Annotated in this window: 25 protein-coding genes; 24 read left to right on the plus strand and 1 reads right to left on the minus strand. The window is 29.2% G+C overall.

Annotation, left to right across the window (positions count from 1 at the left end; all coding sequences use genetic code 11):
* The first annotated feature begins 21 nt into the window (after positions 1–21).
* From J2Z24_RS05765 to J2Z24_RS05810, 10 genes are all read left to right on the plus strand, one after another.
* A complete protein-coding gene (locus tag J2Z24_RS05765) occupies positions 22–798 on the plus strand; it encodes an ATP-binding cassette domain-containing protein (protein ID WP_206538598.1) in 777 nt (258 codons plus the stop codon).
* Positions 788–2,956 (plus strand): ABC transporter permease, encoded by a 2,169-nt coding sequence (locus J2Z24_RS05770; protein ID WP_035145431.1) that lies wholly within the window; start codon positions 788–790, stop codon positions 2,954–2,956. The genes J2Z24_RS05765 and J2Z24_RS05770 overlap by 11 nt, the downstream gene beginning before the upstream one ends.
* Before the next feature lie 102 nt (positions 2,957–3,058).
* Positions 3,059–3,736, plus strand: coding sequence for a response regulator transcription factor (locus J2Z24_RS05775; RefSeq protein ID WP_173680092.1), 678 nt, complete (start codon positions 3,059–3,061; stop codon positions 3,734–3,736).
* Complete coding sequence (locus tag J2Z24_RS05780; protein ID WP_035145428.1) at positions 3,733–4,770, plus strand: sensor histidine kinase; 1,038 nt, start codon at positions 3,733–3,735, stop codon at positions 4,768–4,770. The genes J2Z24_RS05775 and J2Z24_RS05780 overlap by 4 nt, the downstream gene beginning before the upstream one ends.
* A 145-nt stretch (positions 4,771–4,915) precedes the next feature.
* Positions 4,916–5,362, plus strand: coding sequence for a staygreen family protein (locus J2Z24_RS05785; RefSeq protein WP_035145426.1), 447 nt, complete (start codon positions 4,916–4,918; stop codon positions 5,360–5,362).
* Between the two features lie 274 nt (positions 5,363–5,636).
* Positions 5,637–7,094: a type I restriction-modification system subunit M gene (locus J2Z24_RS05790; RefSeq protein WP_035145424.1), complete on the plus strand. Its 1,458-nt coding sequence runs from the start codon at positions 5,637–5,639 to the stop codon at positions 7,092–7,094.
* A 3-nt stretch (positions 7,095–7,097) separates the two neighbouring features.
* Positions 7,098–8,225 carry a restriction endonuclease subunit S gene (locus tag J2Z24_RS05795; protein ID WP_035145423.1) on the plus strand — a complete coding sequence of 376 codons (1,128 nt, stop codon included), beginning with the start codon at positions 7,098–7,100 and terminating at the stop codon, positions 8,223–8,225.
* 23 nt (positions 8,226–8,248) lie between these two features.
* Entirely contained in the window at positions 8,249–8,737 is a 489-nt protein-coding gene (locus J2Z24_RS05800) for a hypothetical protein (protein WP_035145421.1), read from the plus strand.
* 336 nt (positions 8,738–9,073) lie between these two features.
* A complete protein-coding gene (locus tag J2Z24_RS05805; protein WP_035145420.1) occupies positions 9,074–9,877 on the plus strand; it encodes a hypothetical protein in 804 nt (267 codons plus the stop codon).
* Between the two features lie 110 nt (positions 9,878–9,987).
* A complete protein-coding gene (locus J2Z24_RS05810) occupies positions 9,988–13,335 on the plus strand; it encodes a DEAD/DEAH box helicase family protein (protein ID WP_035145445.1) in 3,348 nt (1,115 codons plus the stop codon).
* Between the two features lie 165 nt (positions 13,336–13,500).
* On the opposite strand, the gene J2Z24_RS05815 is transcribed toward J2Z24_RS05810, so the two are convergent.
* Positions 13,501–13,815 carry a nucleoside triphosphate pyrophosphohydrolase gene (locus tag J2Z24_RS05815; RefSeq protein WP_035145419.1) on the minus strand — a complete coding sequence of 105 codons (315 nt, stop codon included), beginning with the start codon at positions 13,813–13,815 and terminating at the stop codon, positions 13,501–13,503.
* A 270-nt stretch (positions 13,816–14,085) separates the two neighbouring features.
* On the opposite strand from J2Z24_RS05815, the gene J2Z24_RS05820 reads away from it, so the two are divergent.
* From J2Z24_RS05820 to J2Z24_RS21280, 14 genes are all read left to right on the plus strand, one after another.
* The gene (locus J2Z24_RS05820) at positions 14,086–14,823 is read left to right on the plus strand and encodes a hypothetical protein (protein WP_035145418.1); all 738 of its coding nucleotides are present in this window, start codon (positions 14,086–14,088) and stop codon (positions 14,821–14,823) included.
* A 199-nt stretch (positions 14,824–15,022) separates the two neighbouring features.
* Positions 15,023–16,495, plus strand: a complete 1,473-nt coding sequence (gene pdxR, locus J2Z24_RS05825) for a MocR-like pyridoxine biosynthesis transcription factor PdxR (protein ID WP_035145417.1) — start codon at positions 15,023–15,025, stop codon at positions 16,493–16,495.
* A gap of 15 nt (positions 16,496–16,510) precedes the next feature.
* Complete coding sequence (locus J2Z24_RS05830; RefSeq protein WP_035145415.1) at positions 16,511–17,206, plus strand: aspartate/glutamate racemase family protein; 696 nt, start codon at positions 16,511–16,513, stop codon at positions 17,204–17,206.
* Positions 17,207–17,695: 489 nt separating this feature from the next.
* Positions 17,696–18,280, plus strand: a complete 585-nt coding sequence (locus J2Z24_RS05835) for a Crp/Fnr family transcriptional regulator (protein WP_035145444.1) — start codon at positions 17,696–17,698, stop codon at positions 18,278–18,280.
* A gap of 65 nt (positions 18,281–18,345) precedes the next feature.
* Entirely contained in the window at positions 18,346–19,095 is a 750-nt protein-coding gene (locus tag J2Z24_RS05840; RefSeq protein ID WP_035145414.1) for an SDR family NAD(P)-dependent oxidoreductase, read from the plus strand.
* A 149-nt stretch (positions 19,096–19,244) separates the two neighbouring features.
* The gene (locus tag J2Z24_RS05845; RefSeq protein WP_035145413.1) at positions 19,245–19,859 is read left to right on the plus strand and encodes a hypothetical protein; all 615 of its coding nucleotides are present in this window, start codon (positions 19,245–19,247) and stop codon (positions 19,857–19,859) included.
* A 210-nt stretch (positions 19,860–20,069) separates the two neighbouring features.
* The gene (locus tag J2Z24_RS05850) at positions 20,070–21,725 is read left to right on the plus strand and encodes a spore germination protein (protein WP_035145411.1); all 1,656 of its coding nucleotides are present in this window, start codon (positions 20,070–20,072) and stop codon (positions 21,723–21,725) included.
* Between the two features lie 5 nt (positions 21,726–21,730).
* The gene (locus J2Z24_RS05855; protein WP_162175673.1) at positions 21,731–22,891 is read left to right on the plus strand and encodes a Ger(x)C family spore germination protein; all 1,161 of its coding nucleotides are present in this window, start codon (positions 21,731–21,733) and stop codon (positions 22,889–22,891) included.
* A gap of 58 nt (positions 22,892–22,949) precedes the next feature.
* Positions 22,950–24,050: a GerAB/ArcD/ProY family transporter gene (locus J2Z24_RS05860; RefSeq protein ID WP_035145408.1), complete on the plus strand. Its 1,101-nt coding sequence runs from the start codon at positions 22,950–22,952 to the stop codon at positions 24,048–24,050.
* A gap of 18 nt (positions 24,051–24,068) precedes the next feature.
* Positions 24,069–24,314, plus strand: coding sequence for a hypothetical protein (locus J2Z24_RS05865; RefSeq protein ID WP_035145406.1), 246 nt, complete (start codon positions 24,069–24,071; stop codon positions 24,312–24,314).
* Between the two features lie 210 nt (positions 24,315–24,524).
* Complete coding sequence (locus tag J2Z24_RS05870) at positions 24,525–24,746, plus strand: hypothetical protein (protein WP_035145404.1); 222 nt, start codon at positions 24,525–24,527, stop codon at positions 24,744–24,746.
* A gap of 76 nt (positions 24,747–24,822) precedes the next feature.
* Complete coding sequence (locus J2Z24_RS05875; RefSeq protein WP_146750608.1) at positions 24,823–25,170, plus strand: hypothetical protein; 348 nt, start codon at positions 24,823–24,825, stop codon at positions 25,168–25,170.
* A gap of 160 nt (positions 25,171–25,330) precedes the next feature.
* Positions 25,331–25,528, plus strand: a complete 198-nt coding sequence (locus J2Z24_RS05880; protein ID WP_278320993.1) for a sigma-70 family RNA polymerase sigma factor — start codon at positions 25,331–25,333, stop codon at positions 25,526–25,528.
* Positions 25,529–25,532: 4 nt separating this feature from the next.
* Positions 25,533–26,696, plus strand: coding sequence for a DUF4179 domain-containing protein (locus tag J2Z24_RS21280; RefSeq protein WP_035145400.1), 1,164 nt, complete (start codon positions 25,533–25,535; stop codon positions 26,694–26,696).
* The last annotated feature ends 209 nt before the right edge of the window (positions 26,697–26,905 follow it).

The following is a 26,905-nucleotide window of genomic DNA, read 5'->3' on the forward strand; positions in this document are numbered from 1 at the left end:
TAAAAGGAGAGTTATATTGTGATTAATCAAAGAAAATTATTAGAAGTCCAAGGCTTACAAAAAAACTATGGAAAGAATAATAACATAACCAAAGCTATACAAGGGATTAGTTTTGACGTTTTTCCAGGAGAATTCTTAGGAATAATGGGACCAAGTGGATCTGGAAAAACTACATTATTAAACTGCATTGCAACAATAATAAAACCAACATCTGGGCGTATACTTTTAAATGGTAAAAACATAAGTGCTTTTGGTAGTAAAGATTTAGCTGAGTATCGTGGTAGTCGAATTGGATATTTGTTTCAAGACTTTGAATTACTGGATAACCTAACTGGACAAGAAAATATATTATTACCATTATCTATTCATGGGGTAGATTTTGCAAAAGCACAAGTTAAATTAGATGAGTTAGCAAATTTCTTAGAAATTACGGATATTCTTAACAAATTCCCATCTCAGATGTCTGGAGGACAGAAGCAAAGGGTAGCCGCTGCACGCAGTTTGATTTCTGATCCAGATATTGTTCTTGCGGATGAACCTACAGGAGCATTGGACACACGTTCTGCAAGGATTTTAATGAATAAGTTGGAAGGTATTAATAGAAGTAGCGAAAGAACTATATTGATGGTTACCCATGACCCTAATGCAGCAAGCTTTTGCTCAAGAATTCTTTTTATTCAAGATGGTGTAATATTTCATGAACTGCGCTGCAAACAAGATGAGTCTCGCCAGGAGTTTTATGAAAGAATTTTAAAGTTATTATCTCAGTTTGGGGGAGGAAGCGGAAATGTTCTATAGGCTGATTTATCGTAATGCTAATCGAAGTCGTAAGGAGAACTTAATCTACTTTGCAACACTTGTAGCAGCAGTGGCTTCGTTTTATATAATTCTTTCTCTTGGAAGACAGGATGTTATTTTATTTTTAAAGGAGTTTGAAAGTGATGCAATTGATAAGTTTTTAGCTAGAATGCCGATTATTTATATATTTGCATTATTTTTATTGTTTTTCTTAATTTTATTTGCTAATAGGTACCAATTAAATCGGAGAAGTAAAGAGTTTGGACTTTATCTTATGTTAGGAATGCGCAAAGAACGCCTTATTTTTCAACTTTTAGCAGAGGCATTAATTACTTCCATTTTAGCACTTATTGGAGGCATTTTAATAGGCGGATTTTTAGCGGAAATAATTAGCTTAACGGTTTCTAAATTGGTTGGACAGGGAATTGTGGGTCATCAACTAACCTTATCGGTAGATGCGATTTTCTTTACAATAATGGGTTTTTTATTAATTCAGTTTATAGCATTAACCATTCTTGGTGGAGGATTATTTAATCAGGACTTACATCAATTACTTTATGAGCAAATGGATAAAAAACAAGATATGGGGCAGTTAAAAGGCAATACACTGAATATTTTAATAGGTTCTATATTACTAGGTATTGCATATTGGATTGTCTTATATCATTTTATGGACTTTGCAGGAATTGTTCCGTTTGTAGCAATAGCTCTGGGAAGTTTAGGAACTATATTTTTTATGAATGGATTTGGAAAATTACTAGGTTTATTAGCAGGATTGTCTCAGCGTAAATCTACTAAAGGGTTGCACACATTTACATTAAGGCAGTTTCAAGAGAACATAGCTAATAGATCTACCTCTGTTGCGGTAACATCTATTTTAATCACATTATCTATTATTTTGATAGCAAATGGTGCCTCAACTATTTTGAACTCAGGAAGTAGGTTATATAATAGAAAAAATTCCTCCTTATATGATTTTACTGTTAATGGAGATAATGCAAAAGTTAAGGAGTATCTTACTTCAAAAAAAATTGCACCATATGTAGAGGATTTAAATCTATTGAAGCTTGGAAGAATGAAACATCAAGGTGTTCATAGAGAAGATGGAATGTTGTTGTCATTAGTTGATTGGTCCAAGTTAAGAGAGCAAATTATTATGGCTCTGCCAAGTGATTATAAAGATGAAGTTTTATCCAGAGAAATTCAGTGTTATGATATTGGTGAAGGAAATCCTGAAGCAGTTAATCTGTTTGGCATCCTAGAGACATGTACAACAACACCTTATCTCATTCCTGAATCATCTTATAATGGAATTTTAGAAGCTATAGGGGAAAAACCCTTGAACCTACATTCAAATGAAATTGTTTTATATTTTAATCCAGACTTTATGCCTATGGATAATTTAGATAAAATACCTGTACTAGATAACATTATTGAAAAGGCTGCAAAAGAAGGGCAAAGTTTGATGAGTATTAATAATCAGGAAGTATTTATACGTCCATCAGTTCCCATGAGAGGATTAGTAGCAGACCGTTCAGCAGAAATTTTTTCAGCATTTATAGTTCCAGATACTATGTTTGAACAATTAATAAATACAGAAACCTATGTGTCATATTGGAATTTTCGAATCCCACAAAAGATGCAAGAACAGCAAGGGCTACTGAAACCAATGATGGAGGCTAGAGATTTATTAAAATTTTCAGGATTTAGTTTTGAAAGTTATTTACAAAATTTTGGACGCCAGCTCTTTGGTGTTGTTGCTACAAGTTATACAGTTTTATATATGGGATTTTTATTTTTGATTATTGCTTGTACGGTATTAGCTTTACAATTTTTAACACAAATGAGACAGACTGGACAACGTTATTTAACACTTTCAATTTTAGGTGCAAAACGTAATCAAATGAAAAAATCTATGTATAGACAGGTGTTATGGACCTTTTTGTTACCCATATCTCTTGCATGCGTCAGTGGAGCTGTTGGAATAAGGGCTATAGCTTCATTTGTTGATATTTACATTGAAAATCAAGCATCGTATCCTATTGCATTTACCTTTGCGTGTATTGTGATTGTAACAGTAGCGATTTATGGGGTAGCAGTTGCCCGTTCAGCAGATCATGAGATAGATAAGTTACGCTGGAAGCCTAATATAGATTAGTCATATTAAAATAAATAACAAGTCAAAGATGCATACTGACTTATTTGTTTTTTTAATGTGCCTTAAGGAACTATTAAATTTCACATGGAAGGAGGTGCTGAAGTGGCTAGGATTACAATTGTTGAAGATGATTTATTAATGAGAGAAGAATTAATGAATGTATTAGAAAAAGCTGGTTATGAAGTAGCATTAATTGCAGACTTTCATGATATGGTTGATCAAATAGCTACTTTGACACCAGATTTAGTATTGTTAGACATTAATTTACCAGAACAATCAGGATTTGAAGTATGCAAGAATCTAAAATTAAAAGGGATTGGTCCAATATTGATTCTTACATCTAGAGATAAGCTACAAGATGAATTACATGGTCTTAAATTAGGTGCGGATGATTATCTCACAAAACCATGTAATCGAGATAGATTATTAGCGCGTATTCATAACCTGCTAAGAAGATTTGAAGGACAACCAGAATTAATAGATGTTGGCAGTTTTTTGCTAGATCCCAATACTTTTACTTTGTATAAGGGATCTCAATCGCTATTATTATCAGCTAATGAAGGAAGAATTTTACTGGCTTTAGTACAGAATAGACCTGACATTGTATCCAAATCAACACTGAGTAAATTTTTATGGGGAATAGACCAATATATAGACGAAAATGCACTTCAAGTGAATATCACTCGATTAAGAAAAACATTGCGTCAATTAGACTTAGATCATCAAATAGAAACAATAAGGGGGAAAGGGTATAGACTTAGGGGGTATATGAAGCCATGAAATGGATAAAGCAAATATATGATTGTTTTCATGCTTATAAACAATGGTTTCTTATGTTGATAGCTACCAGTGTCCTATTTAGTTTTTTAGCTTGGCTGGCTTATCCAGAAACCTTTAAGGTGTTAGTAGGATTAATGATTGTTTTTACTCTAGCTATGATATGGGTGTCTGTATTTATTATAATTAGAAAGCAAAAAATAATAGAAGAAGCTTTTCAAGATTTTTTATTAGAAGCAAATGAGACCAATGAAGAAATATTGTGCCATGTATCTCCTAAGAATCATTGGTGGTTTATCCATAGGATAGGGAGCCTTATAAGATCATATCAATGGGAGCTTAATGATCAAGTCATTGAATTGGGCGATTATGAAAATTATATAGAGGGCTGGGTTCATGAAATTAAAAAGCCTCTATCATTAATGACATTGGTATTAGATAATCGTACTGACGAAATGTCTCCACTTGTTAGACAGCGTATGCTTCATATTAGAGATGAAATGCTTGGAGATGTAGAGCAAATTTTGTATTTTGCAAGACTTGGGGCTATTCATAAAGATTATATTTTTGATTCTATAAACTTACTAGCATTTTGTAAACAAACAATTGAAGATCATCAAACATTACTAGATGAATCTAGTTTTCAAATACAATTCATAGGTGAAGAAATGGAAGTTTTTTCTGATCCAAAAGGATTAGCTTTTATATTAGCACAAATAATCACCAATAGTACGAAACACATTTCACAGAATCAGGATATTCCAATTTTGAAGTTTGAGACGCTTTATGACAAAGTGAGAGATAAAGCTATCTTAAATATTAGTGATAATGGACCTGGTGTAGCTGAAGAAGATTTACCCTTTATTTTTGATAAGGGTTTTACTGGAGGGAAAGGTACTTATACCAGACAAGCAACAGGCATGGGACTTTTCTTAGTAAGCAAGATGGCTCATGATTTAGCAATTCAGTTGGATGCAAAATCAGAGTTAGGTTCGGGGTTGACTATATCGCTAATATTTCCAAATGTGAAACAATAATCTATCAACTACACATTAATGAGTCAATCTCAAGCAGTGATGATATGAAAAGAACTTTTCTTACTACTGTGCATACATTATTATGAAGAGCAGTAAAATTAAAAAATTAGATGAAATGTGCAGTATATTATAGGAAGGTGATACATTGAAAAGACTCAATCCAGATAAGTTGTATGTTGAATTCAGAACTGGTGTTACAATGACTGAGCCAGTAATAGGCCGTAAGTATACATTAACGCACTCGGATATAACTGCAGACCTTTTTCTTACCATAGGTCTGCAGTTTGCCTATGATAAGGTCAATGCCATGAGGGATGAGGTGCTTGCAGAATGGAGAACGAATCATGGATTTCCATTTCTATACGTATATGTTTATGTAGATGGTGAATTTGGTTCAGGAGTTTCTGCTGTGCGTGATGCAATTTTTAGGCGTGAGCTGCCATTAGCTTTGGAAGCTATCAGGTATGGTGATAGAAAATTCTTCCAAACCCATTCAGATTTAGATAATGCACCAATATGGATACATTTTGATTCAACAAACCCAAAGTATAACCGGTTCGAGAATTGGGGCACTCCCGATGATTATAAGTAAGATGTTGCTCTAAAATGGAATTCTTTTAAACAAACAATATACAAATTGGCAAAAGGTTCATCAATTGGTGGGAAACAGAATGAAATATTTTTTCAAGAATGGCAAGGTAAAAGTCAAATTATCATGTTTTGGTAAAGTATATAGTATTCTTTGTAATGGGTTAAGAAACAGTCCCTTTGTCAAAAATTATAGAAAACATAAAAAAATAGGGTTATAATATAATTGCATTGGTATGGACTAATGCAATTATTTTTTATATTTTGGAGGACAACTAATGATAACAGGTGAATTAAAAAGCAAAATAGATAGAATATGGGAAACCTTTTGGACTGGTGGTATAACTAATCCATTAGAAGTCATAGAACAATTTACATATTTTTTATTTATAAAAGACTTAGATGATAATGAAACATTAAAAGAAAGCGACGCAGAATTACTTGGAATACCTTTTGAAGGAATGTTTCCAAGTGATAAGCAGTATTTAAGATGGAGTAAATTTAAAAATGAAGAAGCAGGGGAAATGTATAGAATAGTATCAGAAGAAGTTTTCCCTTTTATTAAAAATATTCATGGAGATAAACAATCTGCATACTCAAAATATATGTCAGATGCTATGTTTAAAATACCAACTCCACTTTTGCTATCTAAAATAGTTGATGCAATAGATAAGCTTGAAATAGATGATAAGGAAGTTAAAGGAGATCTTTATGAATACCTTTTATCTAAGGTAGCAACAGCAGGTACAAATGGTCAATTTAGAACTCCAAGACAAATAATAAAGATGATGGCGGAGTTAATGAAACCAACACCAGAAGATATTATAGTAGATCCAGCAATGGGAACAGCAGGTTTCTTAGTAGGAGCTGAAGAATATTTAAGAGAAAAGCATAATGATTTATTTTTAGTCCAAGGATTAAAAGAACATTTTAACAATAAGATGTTTAATGGCTTTGATATGGATAGAACTATGCTTAGAATTGGTGCTATGAATATGATGCTTCATGGAGTGGACAATCCTAATATTGAATATAAGGACTCCCTTTCAGAAACCAATAAGGACAGTGAAAAGTATACATTAGTATTGGCAAATCCTCCATTTAAGGGCAGCCTAGATTATGAAGCGGTATCCGCTGATCTTTTAAAAGTTAGTAAAACAAAGAAAACAGAGCTATTATTCTTAGCATTATTTTTAAGGATATTAAAAACTGGTGGAAGATGTGCATCCATTGTTCCAGACGGAGTACTATTTGGGTCAACAAAGGGACATAAAGATATAAGAAAAGAAATAGTTGATAAAAATAAACTTGAAGCCATAATAAGTATGCCAAGTGGAGTGTTTAAACCTTATGCAGGAGTATCCACAGCAATTATCATATTTACTAAGACAGGAACTGGTGGTACTGACAAGGTTTGGTTCTATGATATGAAAGCAGATGGATATTCCCTAGATGATAAGAGAAATCCAATAGAAGAAAATGATATTCCAGACATAATTGAAAGGTTTAATAATTTAGATAAAGAAGAAGATAGGAAGAGAACAGAACAAAGCTTTTTTGTACCAGTAGAAGAAATAAGAGAAAATGGATATGACCTTTCTATTAATAAATATAAGGAAATTGAATATGAAGAAGTAAAATATGATGAACCTAAGGTTATTTTGGAGAGAGTTAAGAAGTTGGAGAAAGAGATAACTGAAGGGTTGAATGAATTAGAAAGAATGATAGAGGGATAAAATATGCATTTAGTAAATCTTAAAAATTATATAGAAACATTAGAATCTGGTAGTAGACCCAAAGGTGGAGCAACAAATAGTGGCATACCAAGTTTAGGTGGAGAACATATAAATTCTAATGGTGGATTTAATATAGAAGAAAAAAAACTTAAATATGTGCCAAATGAATATTATAATTTACTTAAAAAAGGTATTATAAAAAAGAATGATATATTAATAGTTAAAGATGGGGCGACAACAGGAAAAGTAGCATATGTAGATGAAAATTTTATATTGAATAAAGCGTGCATAAATGAGCATATTTTCTTATTGAGAACTAATGAAAAACTTTATTCCAAATACTTATTCTATTTTTTATACTCAAATAGAGGGCAACAGGAAATACTAAAAGATTTTAGAGGAGCTACAGTTGGTGGAATATCCAAAAAATTTATAAATATAAATTTTCATTTACCATCTCTAAAAGATCAAAATAAGATTGTTGAAATCTTAGATATTTCAAAAGAATTAATAGTCAAAAGAAAAACTCAAATAGAGGCTTTGGATGAATTAGTTAAATCGAGATTTATCGAGATGTTTGGTGACCCAATAACAAATTCTAAAGGATGGGAAGTTAAGTTATTGGGTGAAGTTTGTGATATGAAGGCAGGTAAAAACATTAAAGCATGTGATATATCAGAAGTAAATTCAGAAGAACTTTATCCTTGCTATGGGGGAAATGGATTAAGAGGATATGTTAAGCAATATTCTCATGAAGGAAACATACCACTTATTGGGCGTCAAGGTGCATTATGCGGAAATGTAAAATATGCACAAGGAAAGTTTTATGCAACAGAACATGCTGTAGTGACTCAGCCAAAAGTAGAAATGAATACTTATTGGTTATATTATTTACTAAATGAGTTAGATTTAAATAGGTTTTCTACAGGGGCAGCTCAGCCAGGGCTTACGGTAGGAAAACTGAATCTAGTAGAAATCCCTATAGCTCCATTTGACATGCAAAATGAGTTTGAGAAACTTGTTAACCAAGTCGACAAATTGAAATTTGAAATGGAGAAGAGCTTAAAAGAATTAGAGGACAACTTTAATTCATTAATGCAAAAAGCATTTAACGGAGAGTTGTTTCAATAAATACTAATAATAAGGAATATGTTATGAATTGTGTATGGGTAGGATTTGATAGAGAATTTAATACTGAATTGATTTGTAATGTCACAAAGGAAAAGTTTAAATTAAGAGAATGTTATTGTTATACTATTAATTCTATTAAAGAAGTATTAGATAGATTTGAATCAAACTCTTTAGTTAACTCTGATGATATAGCATTTTATCAAGTTATAAGAAATGAAAGTGAATTTCCTTTAGTTTTGGAATTCTTTAGGTTAAAGGATGTTTTCACAGAAATGCCCACGGATATTTATCTTGGATATGAATTATCTATAGCTCTAGGATGTAAGACAATTGTAGATGGAACTGGATTCGGTGATGATGCCAGTCCATATTGGGATATTGTTTTTGATAAGGGATGTCCTTATTTAGCTGACGATTTAGAAAGTAAGTTTTGTGATGAGGGAGGGAAAAAAATACAAATTATAAGGCAGATGGAATTACAAGAGCTTAAAAGAATTAGAGGACAACTTTAATTCATTGATGCAAAAAACTTTCAATGGAGAATTATTTAATAAATAGAGGTTTTAAATGTAGCTATTTGGAAATTAAGTCCTTATAAATGGAAAAAATATTACAATCTAAAACTTTAGGTTTTTATCAAAAGGGTGATTGCACCATTTTTGATTTTTATAATAAAAAATTCTGTGTAATTATAGATAAAATCTTGGAGAAATCCAAGATTTTTGTATTATAAATTATTTAGATGTAATGCAAGATCACAGTACATATTAAGTTTATTAAATTTGTTTGAAATATTATGACTAATGAATTAAAATAAAGATACAATAGAAATATAGGAAGGTGAACTAATGAAGCCCACAAACTATGAAGATTTAATAATGAAAAGAGCAATGGATATTTTTGCAGAGGAAGGACTAAAATTCTTTGGAATAAATAAAAAAGTTAAGGAACTTGGCTCAACAGAGTTAGTAGTTTTAGAGACTAAAAGTATGTTTATGGACTATACTTTCCTAATGGAAGATGATACTTTTATACATTTTGAGTTTCAAACAACTAATAAAGGGAAAACAGACTTAAGAAGGTTTAGGGCTTATGAAGCGCTATTAAGTCATCAAACTGGAAAAGATGTAGTCACATATGTTGTTTATTCTGGTAACATAAAAAATCCAGTAAATACTTTAGAAACAGGAATAAGTGAATTTAGAGTAAACTCAATATCCATGGCAAGTAAAGATGGAGATAAAATATATAATGATATTGTAGAAAAAATAAAGTCTGGAATGGACATTACAAAACAAGATATAATTTCTTTAACCTTCACTCCTATTATGGGTGGAAATATAAGTACAGTAGATAAAATACTCAATGCTATAAGGATAGTAAAAGATATAAATAAAGATTATAAATATGACGTAGAATCCATATTGTATGCCTTTGCAAATAAATTTTTAAGTGGAATAGATTTGGAAAAAGTAAAGGAGGAATTAAAGATGACTGAACTGGGTAAAAGCTTAATACAAGAGGGAAAAAAAGAAAAAGCTATAGAAATAGCTAAAAAAGCAATAAAAAAAGGTTTAGATAATGAAATAATAAAAGAATTAACAGATTTAGATATTGATGAAATTGAGTTAATAAGAAAAGTATTAGAATAAAAACCAAAAGTCTTGGAGAAATCCGAGACTTTTCTGTGTCAAATATTGTTTTAATATGGTAATATATTCATAGGAAACAGTATATGACATTAAAAGGGGGAATGAGACCTTTGTGTACTAACTTTGAATTTCTAAAGTTTAAAAAAGAATTTAGTAGTTTTTCAAATGCTTGTATTGAAGCGGAAAAGAGTATATTAGTAAGTCCGGCAACCACTGCTATTTTAAGCAGACGTGCATTAGAACTTGCTGTTAAATGGGTATATAGTTTTGATGAAGATTTAAAGTTACCATATCAGGATAATATAAGCAGTTTAATTCATAATAACAGTTTTTTAGAACTTATTGATAGTGGAATGCTGCATTTACTTAAATTTGTTATTAGTTTAGGTAATGTGGCAGTTCATACTAATAAAAATGTTAGTAGAGAAGAAGCAATCCTTTCACTACATAATTTATACCAATTTATTAATTGGATTGATTATTGCTATGGAAATGATTATAAGGAAAAGCAGTTTGATGAAAATTCTCTTCTAAAGGGAGAAGAAAAAAGAGTAAGACCAGAAGAACTTAAAGATTTATACGAAAAATTAAGTTCAAAGGATAAAAAGCTTGAAGAGATTATAAATGAAAATGAAGAGCTAAGAAAAGAGCTTACAGAAAAGAGAAAACAAAATACTGAAAACTATGATTTTAATATAGATGAAATAAGCGAGTTTAACACAAGAAAGATTTATATAGATGTAGAATTAAAACTTGCTGGATGGGATTTTAACAAAGATATTGGAGAAGAAGTAGAGCTTTTCGGAATGCCTAATAATAAAGAAAAAGGTTATGCTGATTATGTTTTGTATGGTGATAATGGAAAGCCACTTGCAGTAGTTGAAGCAAAGAGAACAAGTAAGGATGCTAAGGTTGGACGTGAGCAAGCGAAATTATATGCTGATTGTTTAGAAAAGCAATATGATGTAAGACCAGTTATTTTCTTTACTAATGGATTTGAAACTTATATTTGGGATGATTACAATGGTTATTCTGAAAGAAGGATTTATGGCTTCTTTAAAAAAGATGAGCTTCAGCTTATGATTGACAGAAGAACTCAAAAAAAGAGTTTAAGAAATATTAATATAAAAGATGAAATAAGCAATAGATATTATCAAAAGGAAGCTATAACCGCATGCTGTGAGGAATTAGAAAGAAGAAAGAGAAAACTTTTATTAGTTATGGCAACAGGAACAGGTAAAACAAGAACTGCTATTTCTTTAGTTGATGTATTAAGTAAAAATAATTGGGTTAAGAATGTATTGTTTTTAGCAGATAGAACAGCTCTTGTAAGACAGGCTAAAAAGAATTTTTCAAAACTACTTCCAGATCTTTCACTTTGTAATTTATTAGATAACAGGGATAATCCAGAAGAATCAAGAATGATTTTTTCAACATATCCAACAATAATGAATGCTATTGATGATACTAAAGCTAAAGATGGTAAAAGATTATTTACCTCAGGACATTTTGATTTAATTATCGTGGATGAATCCCACAGAAGCATTTATAAAAAACATAGAGCTATTTTTGAGTATTTTGATGCATATTTAGTAGGGCTTACAGCTACTCCAAAAGATGAAGTAGATAAGAATACATATACTATTTTTGATATGGAAAATGGAGTACCTACTTATGCCTATGAATTTGAAACAGCAGTTGAAGATAAATTCCTTGTAGATTATGAAACTGTAGAAGTTAAATCTAAAATAATGGAAGATGGAATTAAATATGATGAATTATCTGATGAAGAAAAGGAAGAATATGAGGAAAAGTTTAACAATGATGAAAATGTAGGAGAAGAAATAAGCAGTGATGCTGTTAATGAATGGCTATTTAACGCAGATACCATAGACTTAGTTTTAAATAAGCTTATGGAAAAGGGATTAAGAATTCAGGGAAATGAAAAGCTGGGCAAAACTATAATTTTTGCTAAAAGCCATAAACACGCAGAAGCCATTAAAGAAAGATTTGATAAATTATACCCAGAACTTGGTTCAAGCTATGCAAAAGTAATAGATAATAGAATTAACTATGTAGACAGCTTAATTGATGATTTTTCTGATAAAAACAAGCTGCCACAAATAGCAATAAGTGTTGATATGCTTGATACAGGTATTGATGTTCCTGAAATTTTAAATCTTGTTTTCTTTAAAAAAGTAAGATCTAAAACTAAGTTCTGGCAGATGATAGGAAGAGGTACAAGACTTTGTGAAGATTTATTAGGTATTGGAGAAAATAAGGACAAGTTTTTAATATTTGATTTCTGTAATAATTTCGAATTTTTTAGAATGAATCCAAAAGGCTTTGAGGGTAATTTAGGACAGACTCTAAGTGAGAGGATTTTTAATCTTAAAGTTGATCTAATAAAAGAACTTCAAGATTTGAAGTATTCAGAAGAAGAATATGTAAGCCATAGAAAAGAATTGCTTACGGATGTACTTGAAGACGTAAATAATTTAAATGAAGATAATTTTATGGTGAAAATGAACTTGAAATATGTTCAAAAATATAAAAATAAAGAACAATGGCAGAGTCTTGGAGCGGTTAACACAAGAGATATTAAAGAATATATAGCTCCACTTATAAAAACACTGAATGATGACGAGCTTGCAAAGAGGTTTGATATACTTATGTATACTATTGAACTTGCTAAATTACAAGATAATAATGCAACAAGACCAATAAAAAGCGTTATAGAAACAGCGGAAAGTTTATCAAAGCTTGGAACTATACCACAGGTTCAGGAACAAAAATATGTTATAGATAAAGTTAGAACAACTGAATTTTGGGAAGAAGTTGATTTGTTTGAATTGGATGAAGTTAGGCATGCACTAAGAGAGCTTATAAAGTATTTAGAGAAAACCAATCAACAGACTTACTACACTCATTTTGAAGATATGATAATAAATGAAGAATCTCATGGAGCTATCTACAATACAAATAATTTAAAAAATTACAAAAAGAAGGTTGAATATTATCTTAAAGAACATGAAGATCAACTTGAAATATATAAACTTAAAAATAATAAGAAACTCACAAAACAAGATTTAGAAACTCTTGAAGCTATTATGTGGAAAGAACTTGGGACAAAAGAAGAGTATGAAAAAGAGTTTGGAAACATGCCAGTTAATAAGCTTGTAAGAAAAATAGTAGGCTTAGATAGAAATGCTGCAAATGAATTATTTTCTGAGTTCTTAAATGATGAAAGCTTAAATACTAAGCAGATACATTTTGTAAAGCTCATAATTGATTATGTAGTTAAAAATGGATTTATTGAAGATAATAGAATTCTTATGGAAGATCCATTTAGAACTGTTGGCAATCTTTCTACATTGTTTAAAGATAATATGAATGATGCTAAAAGAATAATGGGCAAGGTTACTGAGATTAAGACTAATGCTGAAATAATTATTTAATAACATTTGTGATTTTTGCAAAGAGCCTATATACGCAGGAGAAGAAATTTGCAAAGCCGAAGGATATGATAACTATATTCATGAAAAATGTTGTAAAAAGAATAAGTAAAAAATAAACAAAGTTCTTGGCTTCAGGGGAGTTTTTTCTCCACTGAAGCTTTTAGTTTAATCTTCATAAACTTTTTCAAGAACAATTCCTTTTTTGAAGCCGCCTCGTTTAAGTTTCTTTTCTTCTCTTTTCTTTAAAAGATCCTCTTCAGAATATCCTAATATAGATGAAAGTGCAAATATAACTTCCATTAAATCTGCAAGTTCTTCTAAATTTTTATCTTGGGAAAATTCCAAAGCTTCTTCTTGTAATTTTGATTCAAGTAGTGACACTAATTCTTCTTTTTTAGCATAATGTATATCAAATTTTTTGCCATCATTCTCTATAATTTGTGGGATGTTATCCCTTACTAGTTTGTTGTAGATTTTCATGTGGGTACCTCCTAAAGTTTAGTATGGTTTAATTATATGGGGGAATTTTGGAGGAGGCAAGGGAGGGTGTAAATTTAGTAGGCGAAAATAAGGATATTAAGTATACAAGTATCTAATGTGTTCTTTTTATTTGAAAAGAAAATAATATAAAAATACAGAATAAATATATATATAATGTTAAAATTATCGATAAATTAATTATAATTACATATGGAATGGTGAAAATGGAAATGCATATTTAATTATGTAATTTATTGAATAAGGAGATTTATGGATAATAAAAATATTTGGAATAAGAAAAGCAGGTATAACAAAGAGAGAAAATCTATTAATAACAAACAAAATTTATGGGCAACTTTACAAATAATAACCCCCTTACTTTTGACTATTATATACCTCAAAGGGTTTCTAATAGTTTTAGAATTACCATCTAGTATGACAAAATATATACATTTAGATAAACTTGGGGAGACAGGAGTTATTCTGAGAGTGACTTACTGGAGCAATCTAATTATTTTAATATGGTTAACACTTGGTACAAGCATATTTTTCATACTATTAATTACACATTGTTTAAAAGGAAATAAAAGAAAAGATAAATTAAATACATTAACAATATTACATGGGAAAATTACTTTATCTGTACTACTTGTTAGTTTTATGATATTTATTTCTTTTGCGTATTTGGGACGTGAAAAAGTGCTAGATATAGTAAAGAGATATGATTCTGATATTACTTTGTTAAAAAGTGAAAAAACAGAAATACATGAGGGGATGATAGAAGAAGGAGTAGAACAAGAGATAGAAGGAGGATATTATGCTGAAAAACCTAGACCATTAAAAATACTTAATAGTTATAAATTTAATACAAATGAAAAGTGTAAAAAGTTTTTATGTCCTAAGAATTTACTAAGCAATATAGAGTTTAAAAAGAATAAATATTATAGAATATATTATCTTCCACATAGTAGAGTTGTAGTTTCTATTGAAAGTATAAATGAAATGTAACTTAATATATATAAAATAAATGTTTGAGATGCTAATCTTTTAGAGATGTAGCATCTTTTTTTCAATATGAAGACTAATAAATTTAATCGTAATCATTTTTAATAATGGATGGTATTACAAAAATTGAAATTGGTAGTTTTAAATAAGGATTATATATGTATAATAGAATATAAACAAACTTAGATAAGCGAGTGATTATATGAAAATTAATATTGAAAGAGATAGTAAAATTCCTTTATATGTTCAAATAAAAAGCCAAATAAGGAATATGATTTATTCTAAAATAATTCCAGAGGATTATGTGTTACCATCGGAAAGGGAACTTGCAAAGGCTCTAGATATTAATAGAAGTACAGTTGTTAAGGCTTATGAAGAGTTAAAACAAGAAGGACTTATTAGTTCACAAGTAGGAAAAGGAACTTATGTTATCTATTCTGATGAAGACATATCAAATGTTAAATCAAATAATTTTCCTAAACACTTATTTTGGTATGAAATATATAATGAAAATTCAAGAAATAACTTCAACAGTGTCATCAGTGAAATAATGAATATTGATAGTAATGGCAATACTATTTCCTTGGCAGGAGGGATTCCAGCACCAGATTTATTTCCAAAAGAAGAATTTAATAAGATTCAGAAGAATTTATTAAAAAGTAAAGTAGAAAAAGTATTTTTACATAGCCCAGTAACAGGGCATAAAGGCTTAAAAAAAGAAATTAAGAAATTAATGTTAGGTAGAGAGGTTAGAGTATCAATTAAAGAAATAATGGTTACATCAGGTTCGCAGCAAGGGTTAGATGTAATTGTAAGAACTTTTGTAAATTCTAATGATGTTATTTTAGTTGAAGAACCTACATTTTTCGGAGCTATTGAATTGTTTAAGTCTTTAGGAGCAAGAGTTATAGGCGTTCCAATGGATAAATGCGGAATTAGGATTGATATATTGGAGCATTTAATAAAAAAACATAAACCCAAGTTCATTTATGTTATTCCAAATTTCCATAATCCTACTGGAATTACAATGAGCTTAGAAAGAAGATATGAAATTATAAAAATTTCAGGAAAGTATGGTATACCAATAATTGAAGATGATCCTTATGGAGAATTAAGATATGAAGGTGAGGAATTACCACCATTAAAAGCATTAGATAGGTTTAATTATGTACTCTATTTAAGTAGTTTTTCAAAGGTTATTTCATTAGGATTAAGAGTAGGATGGATAGTTGCACCAGAAAGAGTAATAAATAAATTAAGTATGTTTAAGCAATTAACGGACTTACATGTAAATACCCTAAGTCAGAGCATGATATGTGAATTTTTAAGAGAAGGTTATTATGTAAAACATCTTAAAAAGGTTAGAAAAGAGTATTGTTTAAAAAGGGATTTAATGATAAAAGAATTGAAGGAAAATTTTAAAGAAATAGAGATTTACAAACCACAAGGTGGATTTTATTTATGGTGTAAGTTTACAAAAAAAATCAATATAAATTTATTATTAAAAGAATCTATAAGAAATGGAGTGAATTTTATTTCAGGAAATTTTTTTAGTATTAATGAAAAAGAAAAAACAAGATTTATAAGATTGAATTTTACTTATCCTAAAAATGAAGAAATAATTGTAGGTATAAAGCGTTTGAAAAATAGCTTTGATGAAACAATTCAAACTTGAAAGGAGATTTTTTAGTTGAAAACAATTGGATTAATAGGTGGAATGAGCTGGGAATCAACATTGGAATATTATAGGATTTTAAATGAAACTGTTAAGTTAAAACTAGGAGGACTTCATTCTGCAAAATGTTTAATGTATTCCGTTGACTTTGAAGAAATAGAAATATTACAACACCAAAATAGATGGGAAGAACTAACCAATATAATGATAGATGCTGCTCAAAGACTAAAAAATGGTGGAGCAGAATTTATTGTGATTTGTACTAATACTATGCATAAAATGGCTGATGATATTGAAAAAAATGTAGGAATTAAAGTCTTGCACATAGCTGAGGCAACAGGCAAAAAAGTAGTTGAAAAGGGAATAAAAAAGGTAGGATTGTTAGGAACTAAGTTTACTATGGAACAGGATTTTTATAAAAAAGTTTTAAAGGGAAAATTCAATATAGATGTAATTATACCAGATGAAAATGAAAGAGAAATTGTTCATGATATTATCTATAATGAATTATGTAAGGGTGAAATAAAGGAAAGCTCAAAAGAAAAATATAAAAAAGTAATAGATAGTTTATATAATAAAGGTGCAAGAGGAGTAATACTAGGTTGTACAGAAATACCCTTACTAATAAAACAAGAGGATACTAATGTATCTGTTTTTGATACAACAACAATACATGCTGTTTCAGCAGTTGAATTTGCTTTAGATACTTAATTTTAAAATGTTCACAATTCTTTTTAGCAGATAAAGTCCTACCACAATAGAGACAAATAAAAACCAATGGTTTAGTTACATAATAATAACACCACTGAAAACTCATTGAGCAGAATATGCCAGTGAGTTTAATTTTTTCATAATTTTATTTACAGACCCTTGTATCTTGAAAATGCAATTTATTCATATCTAAAATACTGCTAGTCGTTTTGTACCAATTTGTGGTAAACTTGTATCTTGATATAGTTGTAATAAAAAATAATAAATATAAAGGTTCCTTTACTATAGGTGCAACTTCTAAAATCGACGTCATAACTTTACAAATAAAAAATATTTGCTATGATATATTCAAAATTGTATATACAAATTTGAATATATGATATCTTATATTAAGATGGTGTTAAGTTTGATTGGTTTAATGGTACTAGGATTATTAAAACAAAAGTCTCTATCAGGCTATGAAATATATTAAAGGAGTTAATAAAAGTGATGAATGCTAGTAAGTATTTGGAAGTAGGACTTGAAATAAAAATAGATGAAAATGTGGCTGATATGATTAATAGTGAAGTTTCTTTTGTGGAGTTCCCTGCCAAACATATTGTATTACTGGAAGGTATGAAATCGGAAAACCTTTATTTTATAATCCATGGTATAGTAAGAGGATATTATATTGATGAATACGGAAATGATATTACAAAATGTTTTAGCAGAGAGAATGAATTCTTTTCTTCTGAAGGCTTACGGACAGCAAGTGTTTCATCATTTACCATTGAATGTCTGGAAAATTGCCAGTGTATTCAACTTCCATATGCATTAGTACATAAAATTATAAAAGAGGATGAAAACTTAAATAATATATTTGTTAAGTATTATCTAAAGGAAGTTGAAAAATTGGAAGCCAGGATTAAAAATTCAGCTCTAATGAATGCTGAAGAACGATACATTGATTTTTGCAGACAATATCCTCATCTTCATGATAGAGTTGAATTAAAATATATTGCATCCTATATAGGCATCAGGGCAGCATCTTTGAGCAGGATAAGGAAAGGAATAAAAAATAATTCTTTCAATTAACCTATGTGAATTACTGGTACATTTCTTTCTTCTATAATGATATAAGAAGAGAGGAGTGTTTACATATGAAATATGTATTGATTACTGGAGGAACAAGTGGAATAGGCTTTGAACTTGCAAAGAATTTTGCCAAGGATGGCTACGGAATTATCATAGTTTCTTCTAACAGTAAAAGATTGCAAAGGACTAAGGAAATATTAGAAAATGAGTTCAAAACAACAGTGTTCACCTATCAACAGGATATGGGAAAGATAGGAGCAGCAATACAATTATATAATAAAACAAAAGAAGATAACTTGAATATTTCTATACTTGTGAATAATGCAGGAATAGGATTGGTTGGTTCCACAGATAAAATTGATTTACAACATGATGAAAACATGATGATATTAAACATAATCAATCTTGTAGAACTTTGCAAATTGTATATTTCTGATATGTATACACAAAGGAATGGTAAAATTTTAAATGTTTCATCTATTGGTGCTTTTCAGCCAGGGCCATATACCAGCACTTATTTTGCTAGTAAAGCTTTTGTATTAAGTTATAGTAGAGCAATCCGTTATGAAGCAAAGGAAAAAGGTGTACAAGTTTGTACATTATGTCCTGGCGCTACAAAAACCGATTTCTTTGCTCGAGAAGGAACAAAAATTCCACCAAGTGCCATGACTGCTGAAGAAGTTGCAGCATATGCTTATAAACGATTTTTCAAAAATAAGGACATTACTGTTCCTGGCTTGGCAAACAGAATAAAGAATTGGATTCCCGTAAAGTTGAGGATGATGTTCGTGGCAAAAATGAAAAGTAAAAAATAAAAAAAGTTTCATTAATAATTTGAAAATATTTCATGTTTTTATGCTATAATAGATACATTAAAAGTAGCAGACACATAATTAGATACATTATGTATCTGCTATTTTTAATTATAAAGCAATAATATTTAAAGAAAGGATTTTGTATATTAATGAAAGCAAAATTTTTAAAGAAAGAAATTGTTCTTGTTACTTTATCCTTATTATTTTCAAATATATTAATTGGCTGCTCTACTAATAAATCTACAACTGATTCTTACAATAAACCAAACTCTTCAATATCACAGGAGGGAAAAAAAGAAATATCAAAAGATTCTTCTAAAGAAGTAAATTCAACTGAAAAATTAGAGAAAGATGAAAAATATAAAAATAATGTATCTCCAGAAAAGGCTAAAGTAAGTAGTAAAGTTAAATTATATAAAGGCATCTATTTTGATGACAGGCGCTTCGGAGATAATATCTTGAACTTGAAAACTTATTGTGAAGTTGCCATTTCTAATATTACTGATACTTCTTTTGATTTTACCATCTATGAAGTAGATGCGAAAACAGAAAACAAAAAAGTTATTTTTCTTACCAATACGGCAGTTTTTACAGGAGATGGAACAAAGGCTGCTTTTTATGGAAAGAATTATACTCTTCATTTTACATTTCCAGATAATCATAAGGCATATCCTGCTGTAACAGACATGGAGATATCTGGATTTGAGCCATTGAAAAGTAGAACTTACGTTAATAATGGAGTACCAGGTCATGAATTTAGTTAATAAAATTATTAATCTTAGAAAAAGTGCTAATCTTTAAGAGATGAAGCACTTTTTTTATTAATAAAAGTACTATATTATTATTTGTATGCCATTAGCAAAGATATTATCTATAAGTAAATTAGATTTAAATTGAGAATAAATTATTTTCTATTGGGAAAAATAAACATTAATCGTCTAACCATTCAATGAAGTATATGTCAGGAGGAAGGTATGTTAAAAAAACTACTCACAAAAATGAAATATAATAATTCAAATAGAGTATTTAATTCCTTAAACTATTCTTCAAAAACTAAAGTTAGCAATGACATTGAATCTATTCCGGAATCTATTATACAGATTAAAGAAAAATTGAATGGAGTATTTTCCGGTACTAATGATTTTATTATAAGAGAGGTTACCTTGTGTAGTGAACCTAATACAACTATGTTGATTATATATATTGATGGAATGGTTAATATAAATTTACTTAATGAAAATATTTTAAAGCCTGTAATGAATGAGAATGTTAGTATATATTTTCAGGGAGAATCTACAGCAAAGGATAGTAATATAAATATTCTTAAAAAAAATATTTTGACTTGTAGTCAAATTGAGGAGATAAAGGATTTTCACCAAATTGTGAATAAAACTCTAGAAGGGAATGTTATCTTATATATAGATGGAACTACAGTTGCATTAAGCATAAATTTGATGGAAGTGAAATCCAGAGATATTGCTGAACCTTTAACAGACGCTGTTATCCGTGGTCCAAGGGAAGGTTTTACTGAACTTTTGAGTAATAATAAGGTTATGATACGCAGAATAATTAAAAATTCTAATTTGAAATTTGAGGATATAACTATAGGACAACAGACAAATACAACAGTTACAATATGTTATATTAAAGGAATTACCAATGAACAGATTATAGAAACTCTAAGGAACAGATTAAATAAAATTGATACTGATGCAGTATTAGAATCTAGTTATTTAGAAGAGTTTATTGAAGATGCTCCCTTTAGTGTGTTTCCAACTATTGGAGCATATGAAAAGCCAGATGTTATTTGTGCAAAGCTTTTAGAAGGTAGAGTAGCTATTCTTTGTGATGGTAGTCCATTTGTTTTAACCGTTCCATATCTATTAATTGAATCAATTCAGACTGCAGAAGATTATTATGTTAAACCACTTGTTGCTACTTTTTACAGAGTGATTAGGATTATTGGTTTGTTTATTTCTACAAACTTACCTGCTATGTATCTTGCTTTGATTTCTTTTCATCAGCAAGTTATACCCTTTAAGTTATTATTAACAATAACTTCCTCAAGGGAGAAAGTTCCTTATTCCGCCTTTATGGAATCATTTTTAATGCTGTTGATATTTGAGATATTACGAGAATCAGGGATAAGAATGCCTAGACCAGCAGGTTCAACAGTTAGCTTTGTTGGAGCTTTGGTACTTGGTCAATCTGCAGTGCAAGCAGGTTTAGTTAGTACCCCTATGGTTATTGTTACTGCTATTACAGCTATTGGTGGCTTTATTTCAGGTTCTTTACTAGGAGCTATTCCAATTATACGATTGATATTGTTGGTTGTATCTAATTTTATGGGACTATTGGGAATTATGATTGTGAATATTATGCTTCTAATTCATTTAAGCTCAATAAGATCTTTTGATGTTCCTTATTTATCTCCATTTTCATCATTTAGTAAAACGGAACTAAAGGATACAGTGGTTCGCGTACCATTATGGGCTATGCTTACTAGACCAAGGTCTTTAACTTGGGGAAAGATGAATAATGTAAAGTACAGAGTAAAAAATAATTTTCGTAAGAAAATAGATGATATAAAGGACAAATCAGAAAATAATTCTCCTAAGAAAGAAGAATGAGGAATATGTTATATGGCACAAAAAAAATTAAATTATTTATAATCTGCTTAATGTTCTTTGTTCTTTCTGGTTGTTGGAATAACAAGGAGCTAACAGAAATGGGCATAGTTGTAGGAGTTGGTATTGAAAAAGTAGAAAATGATGAACTAGAAGTTACTGTACAGTTAATCGAACCAACCTCAGATGAAGAGGGAAAGCAAGGTAGTAAGAAAAAAACATGGCGTTTACTGTCTGCGCGAGGAAGCACTGCATTTGAAGCAAATAGAAATTTATTAACAAAGGTAAATAAGACATTAAATTATTCTAATATTCAAGTGATGATAATTGGGGAAAAACTTGCTGAAGAAGGTATAGATGATATTTTAGATTTTTTTCAGAGAGTTCATGAAATAGACAAAAGAGAGATTGTACTTATTTCAAAAGGAATAAAACCTAAAGTGTTACTTGGCATAGAGCCAGAACAAGCAGATGCTTCTTCTTTGGAAATCATTGAAACAGTAAAAAATACTGATAGATTAGCATCTATAAGAAAAATGACTATGTATGATTTAATATTAAATGTTGTTGAAGAAGGGAATTCTGTAGTTGGCATGGTGAAAGTTTCAGAAGTAAATAAAAAGTTAACAACATCAAATCTAGATTTTACAGGAGCTGCAGTTTTTAAAAAAGATAAATTAGTTGGATGGTTAAATGCAAGTGAGACTTATGGATTTTTAATTGTAGATAATAAATTTAAAAATCCAATCATAAATGTACCAAACCCAATAAATTCTGATGAAAAGGTCACAGTAGAAATTACTAAATCTGTAACTAAAAAAAATGTATCATTTAATAATAGTAAACCTGTACTTTTGGTGGAAGTACAGGCAGAGGGGAAAATGGTAGAACAACATGGAAAGGGAGATTTAACTTCAGCTGATCAAATTAGAGCTTTAGAAGAAGAAACTTCAAAAGAAATTAAAAAAGTAATTGATAAGACAATAAAGAATGCTCAACAAGATTTACGGATTGACATTTTTGGTTTTGATAAAATTATTCATAGTAAAAATTTAAATTATTGGAGAGAAGTTAAAAATAATTGGAATGACATATTTTGTGATTCGCCTGTAGAAATAAAAGTACAATATAAAAATAAGGAGATGGGTTTCATAAAGAAGCATATATGATAATGAATATTTAGATATATAGTTCATAAGTAAATATATTTTTGATTGGAGAAGATATATGGGGAAGTTAAGAAAAATATCAGCTTTTCAACTATTTTTATGGATGTTAACTTTTACTTTTGGAGATATGTCTATTATAAATCCTGCTGTAGGTCATGGTGCAGGTCAGGATAGTTGGATAGGGTTTGGTATTGGCTGGATTTTGGGGATTTTTATAATGCTAATGTATATGAAAATAATTAAATTAAACCCATCTAAAAATATTATTGAGATTTTAAAAGATTGTTTTGGTAAATATTTAGGAATTACGTTTGGAATTTTCTATATTGTTTACTTTATGTATGCTAATTCTTTAATTGTAAGAGAGTTTGGAGAGTATATATATATTGTAAACTATCCTGATACTCCTATTATTTTTATTATGACATCATTAGTTTTTTTAGTTTCCTTTGCAGTTAGAGGCGGTCCAGAAATTATAGCTAGAGTATATGGAATACTTGTGTATGTATTTGTTTTTTTTGTTATAACAGTATCTTTATTATTAATACCACATATACAGTTTATGAATATTCTTCCTATATTAGAGAGTGGATGGTATCCTATTTTCAAGAGTAGCCTATCCACAGTTGCATTTCCTTTTGGAGAATTAGTAGTTTTTATGATGATTTATGATAATGTTAATAATAATGAAAATATAAAAAAAGCTGCTTTTTCAGCTATGATGATAGGAGGAACTATTATATTTATTACTATACTTCGTGACATAATGGTTCTAGGGCCTAAGTTATTAGAAAATTTAACTTTTCCTGCCCAGACATCATCAGAATTAATACCTGACCCTATGAATATTTCACCACTTATTGCTGTTAATTTAATAATTGGAAGTAGTGCAGAATCATCAACTTATCTATATGCTGCTACAAAGGGAGTTGCTCAAATGCTAAATTTGGATGATCATAGACCGTTCATATTTCCTATGGCTTTATTGTTGCTTATTTTATGTATGTGGAATTATAACGATATTTTTCAGTTTTTTGCTAGTGTATCAGAGGTGTATGTCTACTTAGCCATACCTTTTCAAGTAATTATTCCATTTATTATTATGATTATTTCATTGAGTAAGAAAAGAAAAATAGAATCAAAAGATTTAAATGGATAAGAGGAGTTGTGTGAAAGAATGTCTGATAATGCTGGTATCAAAATATTTGGAGTGATTGTTGTTTTAATAATCATAGTGTTGGCTGATTTTCCCCATTTGTTGAATGCAAGTTATCCTAAAAAAGCTATGATATTTTATTTTTCCATAATTGCTATAAATTTAATTGTCAGTATACTTTTAATTAGTGGTGTAGAAATAATCAGCCCTGGAATGGTTCTCGAAAAAATAGTAAGGCTTTTTGTGCCGGGAAAGCCAGTTCAATAAATCTAATTTAAGTTTTTACATAATGAATAAGAAGATTAAGTTTTGGAACTAATCTAATAATATAACAGAGTAGTAAAACTTTTTATAATCAATTCCATGGTAGTTTATGAATATTTTAAAGTTATCTATATATTTTACGATAATGTAAAAAGAAAAAATTTCAATTTATGCACATTTTTACTTTAAAAGTTTATAAGAAGGTGTTTTGAAATGCTATTGGATTTTACAAGAAACTATGGAAGTGGCAATATACTATCCCATAAAGATAATGCAAATATGTTCAATTATAATCAAAATAATCATTTAAAGTTATATAAGAAAACTGATGAAAAAATAGATACCATAGAAGCTATTGATAGTTGGAGAATTCAAAAGAGCAAATTAACCAAATTATTAAAGATAAGCAAAGAGAAATACCAAAAGAAAAAGTAAAGGTAGTTGAAACATCAAAGGATAAAGAAACAAATTCCACACATCCATTTAAGAAGTTTACTGATTTTATTTGGGAATGGAAAATGTAAGTTTTGATGAAAAACTAGGAAGAAAAGATTCAAATGAAATGATGGACTCAATAAATAATAAAAGTCATATATTTTATAAAACTCATAATATATATTCAAGACTATATGAAAATATAAGAGATGCAAATACACAAAATGCTAAAGAAAAGTTATCTTCTGTATTAATGGATTTTATGAAAAACGGAAAAAAGTATGCACAAAGTTTTGGAAAAGAAGAACAGAGAATTATATCAGATACAAAAGAACTTCAGCAAGAATGGAATTCTGTTATGGATGCAATGGGGACAAGATTTCAACATTTAAAATTTAAGACATCCCTAAATAACTTAGTATAAACAGAATTTTTTACATATAAAACTGTTTTAGAGCTATTAAATTTTAACTAAATATATTAACAAGAAAAGGTGCTAATCTTTTTATGATGAAGCATCTTTTTTTACTTTTAATTTTTTGTTCTTAAAAAAATTTTAAAAAGGTAAAAAGAATAAAGATACTATTGATTTAGAAGACAAATTAGATTTATACAAGGCTATCGATAAATTAGAAGAAAAACTAAAGATAGTAATAATACTTAGATATTTTAACGATTTAACCGTTTTACAAATAGCGGATATACTTGAATGTCCTATTGGTACAGTTAAAACACATATTCATAAAGCTGTAAAAAAATTAAAAATTCAAATGGGGGTATAGTAAATTGAATTATAATGACAAATTTTTAATGAAAAATAAATTTGATGAAATAGAAGTGCCAACTGAAACAGATCTAATTATAGAAAAGGCAATAAAGAGAGCTAAAAATAGACATAAAAAATTAATTTTAAAAACTACTGGAATGTTAGCTGCAAGTTTAGCTTTAATGGTAGTATTAAATAATACTTCACCTACCTTTGCCAAATATATAAACAACGCATCTATAGCAATAGAAAATTTATTTAGTAAATTTAATGACAAACAAATAAATGCAGCTGTTAAAAATGGCTTTGTTCAAGGTTCTTTTAAAGATAAAAATATATCACATAATTCAGTTTCTGATAAAGGTGTTACAGTAACTATTGATCAACTTTCTATAGATAAAAATTCACTTATTATAGGATATACTTCAAAAGTTGATAGTAGTTGTAAATGGGATAACTTTAATCAAGAAATACTTGAGATCACAGATGATACGGGAAGGATTTTATATGATGGAAGAGATTTTGATGATATTATGAGAGATGAAAAGAATAAGAATAAGATGTATAATGAAATAGTTTATTACAATAGTTTTAGCAAGAGGGATATAAACGAAGAAAACTTTAAAGATTCTAGAATAAGGCAACAAGTAATTAGATTTTCATCTAGTGGAACATCAAAATTAAATGCAATTCCTAAAAACATTAATATTAAGTTCACGGAATGTTCAGATATTAGTATTATGGATGTAAATCATTATTATAAAAAAGGATATTTCTATAGAATTTTTCATAAGACTCCTAAGGTTATTAAGGGCAATTGGGAGGTAAATGTGGAGATTGATGATAAATTTAGAAACGCTAAGGAAATTAAATATGTTAAAGCAAATAACACAGATGAAAATCATTTAGTAAAAATAACTGATGTAAATGTATATCCTATGAGTGTAGATAGTACTTTTTTTGTACCAAAAGACTGGATAGTAAAGAATCCTTATCTTGAAGATGATAAGGGTAATATATATGCATGTAGAGGATTTGGATGGGGTGATGATGGAGAAGTTCAAAAGGTAACAGCAGACTTTCAAAGTCCATATTTTAATAAAATAAAAAAATTATATTTAGGATTTACTTATAAGGTTGATGGTATGGATAAAAAAATTAAAATAGAATTAAAACAGAAATAAGAAAAGATGTTAATATTTCAGGTATGACATAATTTTAGCCAGAATTAACTTGGGAGAACAACATTACAAAAAGGGGCTGTCGCACTAAAAAATTAGTGCGACAGTTTTTTTACGTAAAAAAATAAATCTCCCACTCGGAAGAGTGAAAGACTTATGGTAAAATTAATATATGATCAAACACATTAATTTACATAAAAATTATACTTCAA

The organism is Clostridium tetanomorphum, assembly GCF_017873215.1.
Lineage (GTDB): Bacteria > Bacillota > Clostridia > Clostridiales > Clostridiaceae > Clostridium_AO > Clostridium_AO tetanomorphum.

Bases quoted from the DNA above. Each gene is read 5' to 3' on its own strand.
- J2Z24_RS05770 (WP_035145431.1), top strand. From the start codon at position 788: ATGTTCTATAGGCTGATTTATCGTAATGCTAATCGAAGTCGTAAGGAG.
- J2Z24_RS05780 (WP_035145428.1), top strand. From the start codon at position 3,733: ATGAAATGGATAAAGCAAATATATGATTGTTTTCATGCTTATAAACAA.
- J2Z24_RS05790 (WP_035145424.1), top strand. From the start codon at position 5,637: ATGATAACAGGTGAATTAAAAAGCAAAATAGATAGAATATGGGAAACC.
- J2Z24_RS05795 (WP_035145423.1), top strand. From the start codon at position 7,098: ATGCATTTAGTAAATCTTAAAAATTATATAGAAACATTAGAATCTGGT.
- J2Z24_RS05800 (WP_035145421.1), top strand. From the start codon at position 8,249: ATGAATTGTGTATGGGTAGGATTTGATAGAGAATTTAATACTGAATTG.
- J2Z24_RS05805 (WP_035145420.1), top strand. From the start codon at position 9,074: ATGAAGCCCACAAACTATGAAGATTTAATAATGAAAAGAGCAATGGAT.
- J2Z24_RS05815 (WP_035145419.1), bottom strand. From the start codon at position 13,815: ATGAAAATCTACAACAAACTAGTAAGGGATAACATCCCACAAATTATA.
- J2Z24_RS05820 (WP_035145418.1), top strand. From the start codon at position 14,086: ATGGATAATAAAAATATTTGGAATAAGAAAAGCAGGTATAACAAAGAG.
- pdxR (WP_035145417.1), top strand. From the start codon at position 15,023: ATGAAAATTAATATTGAAAGAGATAGTAAAATTCCTTTATATGTTCAA.
- J2Z24_RS05835 (WP_035145444.1), top strand. From the start codon at position 17,696: ATGAATGCTAGTAAGTATTTGGAAGTAGGACTTGAAATAAAAATAGAT.
- J2Z24_RS05840 (WP_035145414.1), top strand. From the start codon at position 18,346: ATGAAATATGTATTGATTACTGGAGGAACAAGTGGAATAGGCTTTGAA.
- J2Z24_RS05845 (WP_035145413.1), top strand. From the start codon at position 19,245: ATGAAAGCAAAATTTTTAAAGAAAGAAATTGTTCTTGTTACTTTATCC.
- J2Z24_RS05850 (WP_035145411.1), top strand. From the start codon at position 20,070: ATGTTAAAAAAACTACTCACAAAAATGAAATATAATAATTCAAATAGA.
- J2Z24_RS05855 (WP_162175673.1), top strand. From the start codon at position 21,731: ATGTTATATGGCACAAAAAAAATTAAATTATTTATAATCTGCTTAATG.
- J2Z24_RS05860 (WP_035145408.1), top strand. From the start codon at position 22,950: ATGGGGAAGTTAAGAAAAATATCAGCTTTTCAACTATTTTTATGGATG.
- J2Z24_RS05865 (WP_035145406.1), top strand. From the start codon at position 24,069: ATGTCTGATAATGCTGGTATCAAAATATTTGGAGTGATTGTTGTTTTA.
- J2Z24_RS05870 (WP_035145404.1), top strand. From the start codon at position 24,525: ATGCTATTGGATTTTACAAGAAACTATGGAAGTGGCAATATACTATCC.
- J2Z24_RS05875 (WP_146750608.1), top strand. From the start codon at position 24,823: ATGGAAAATGTAAGTTTTGATGAAAAACTAGGAAGAAAAGATTCAAAT.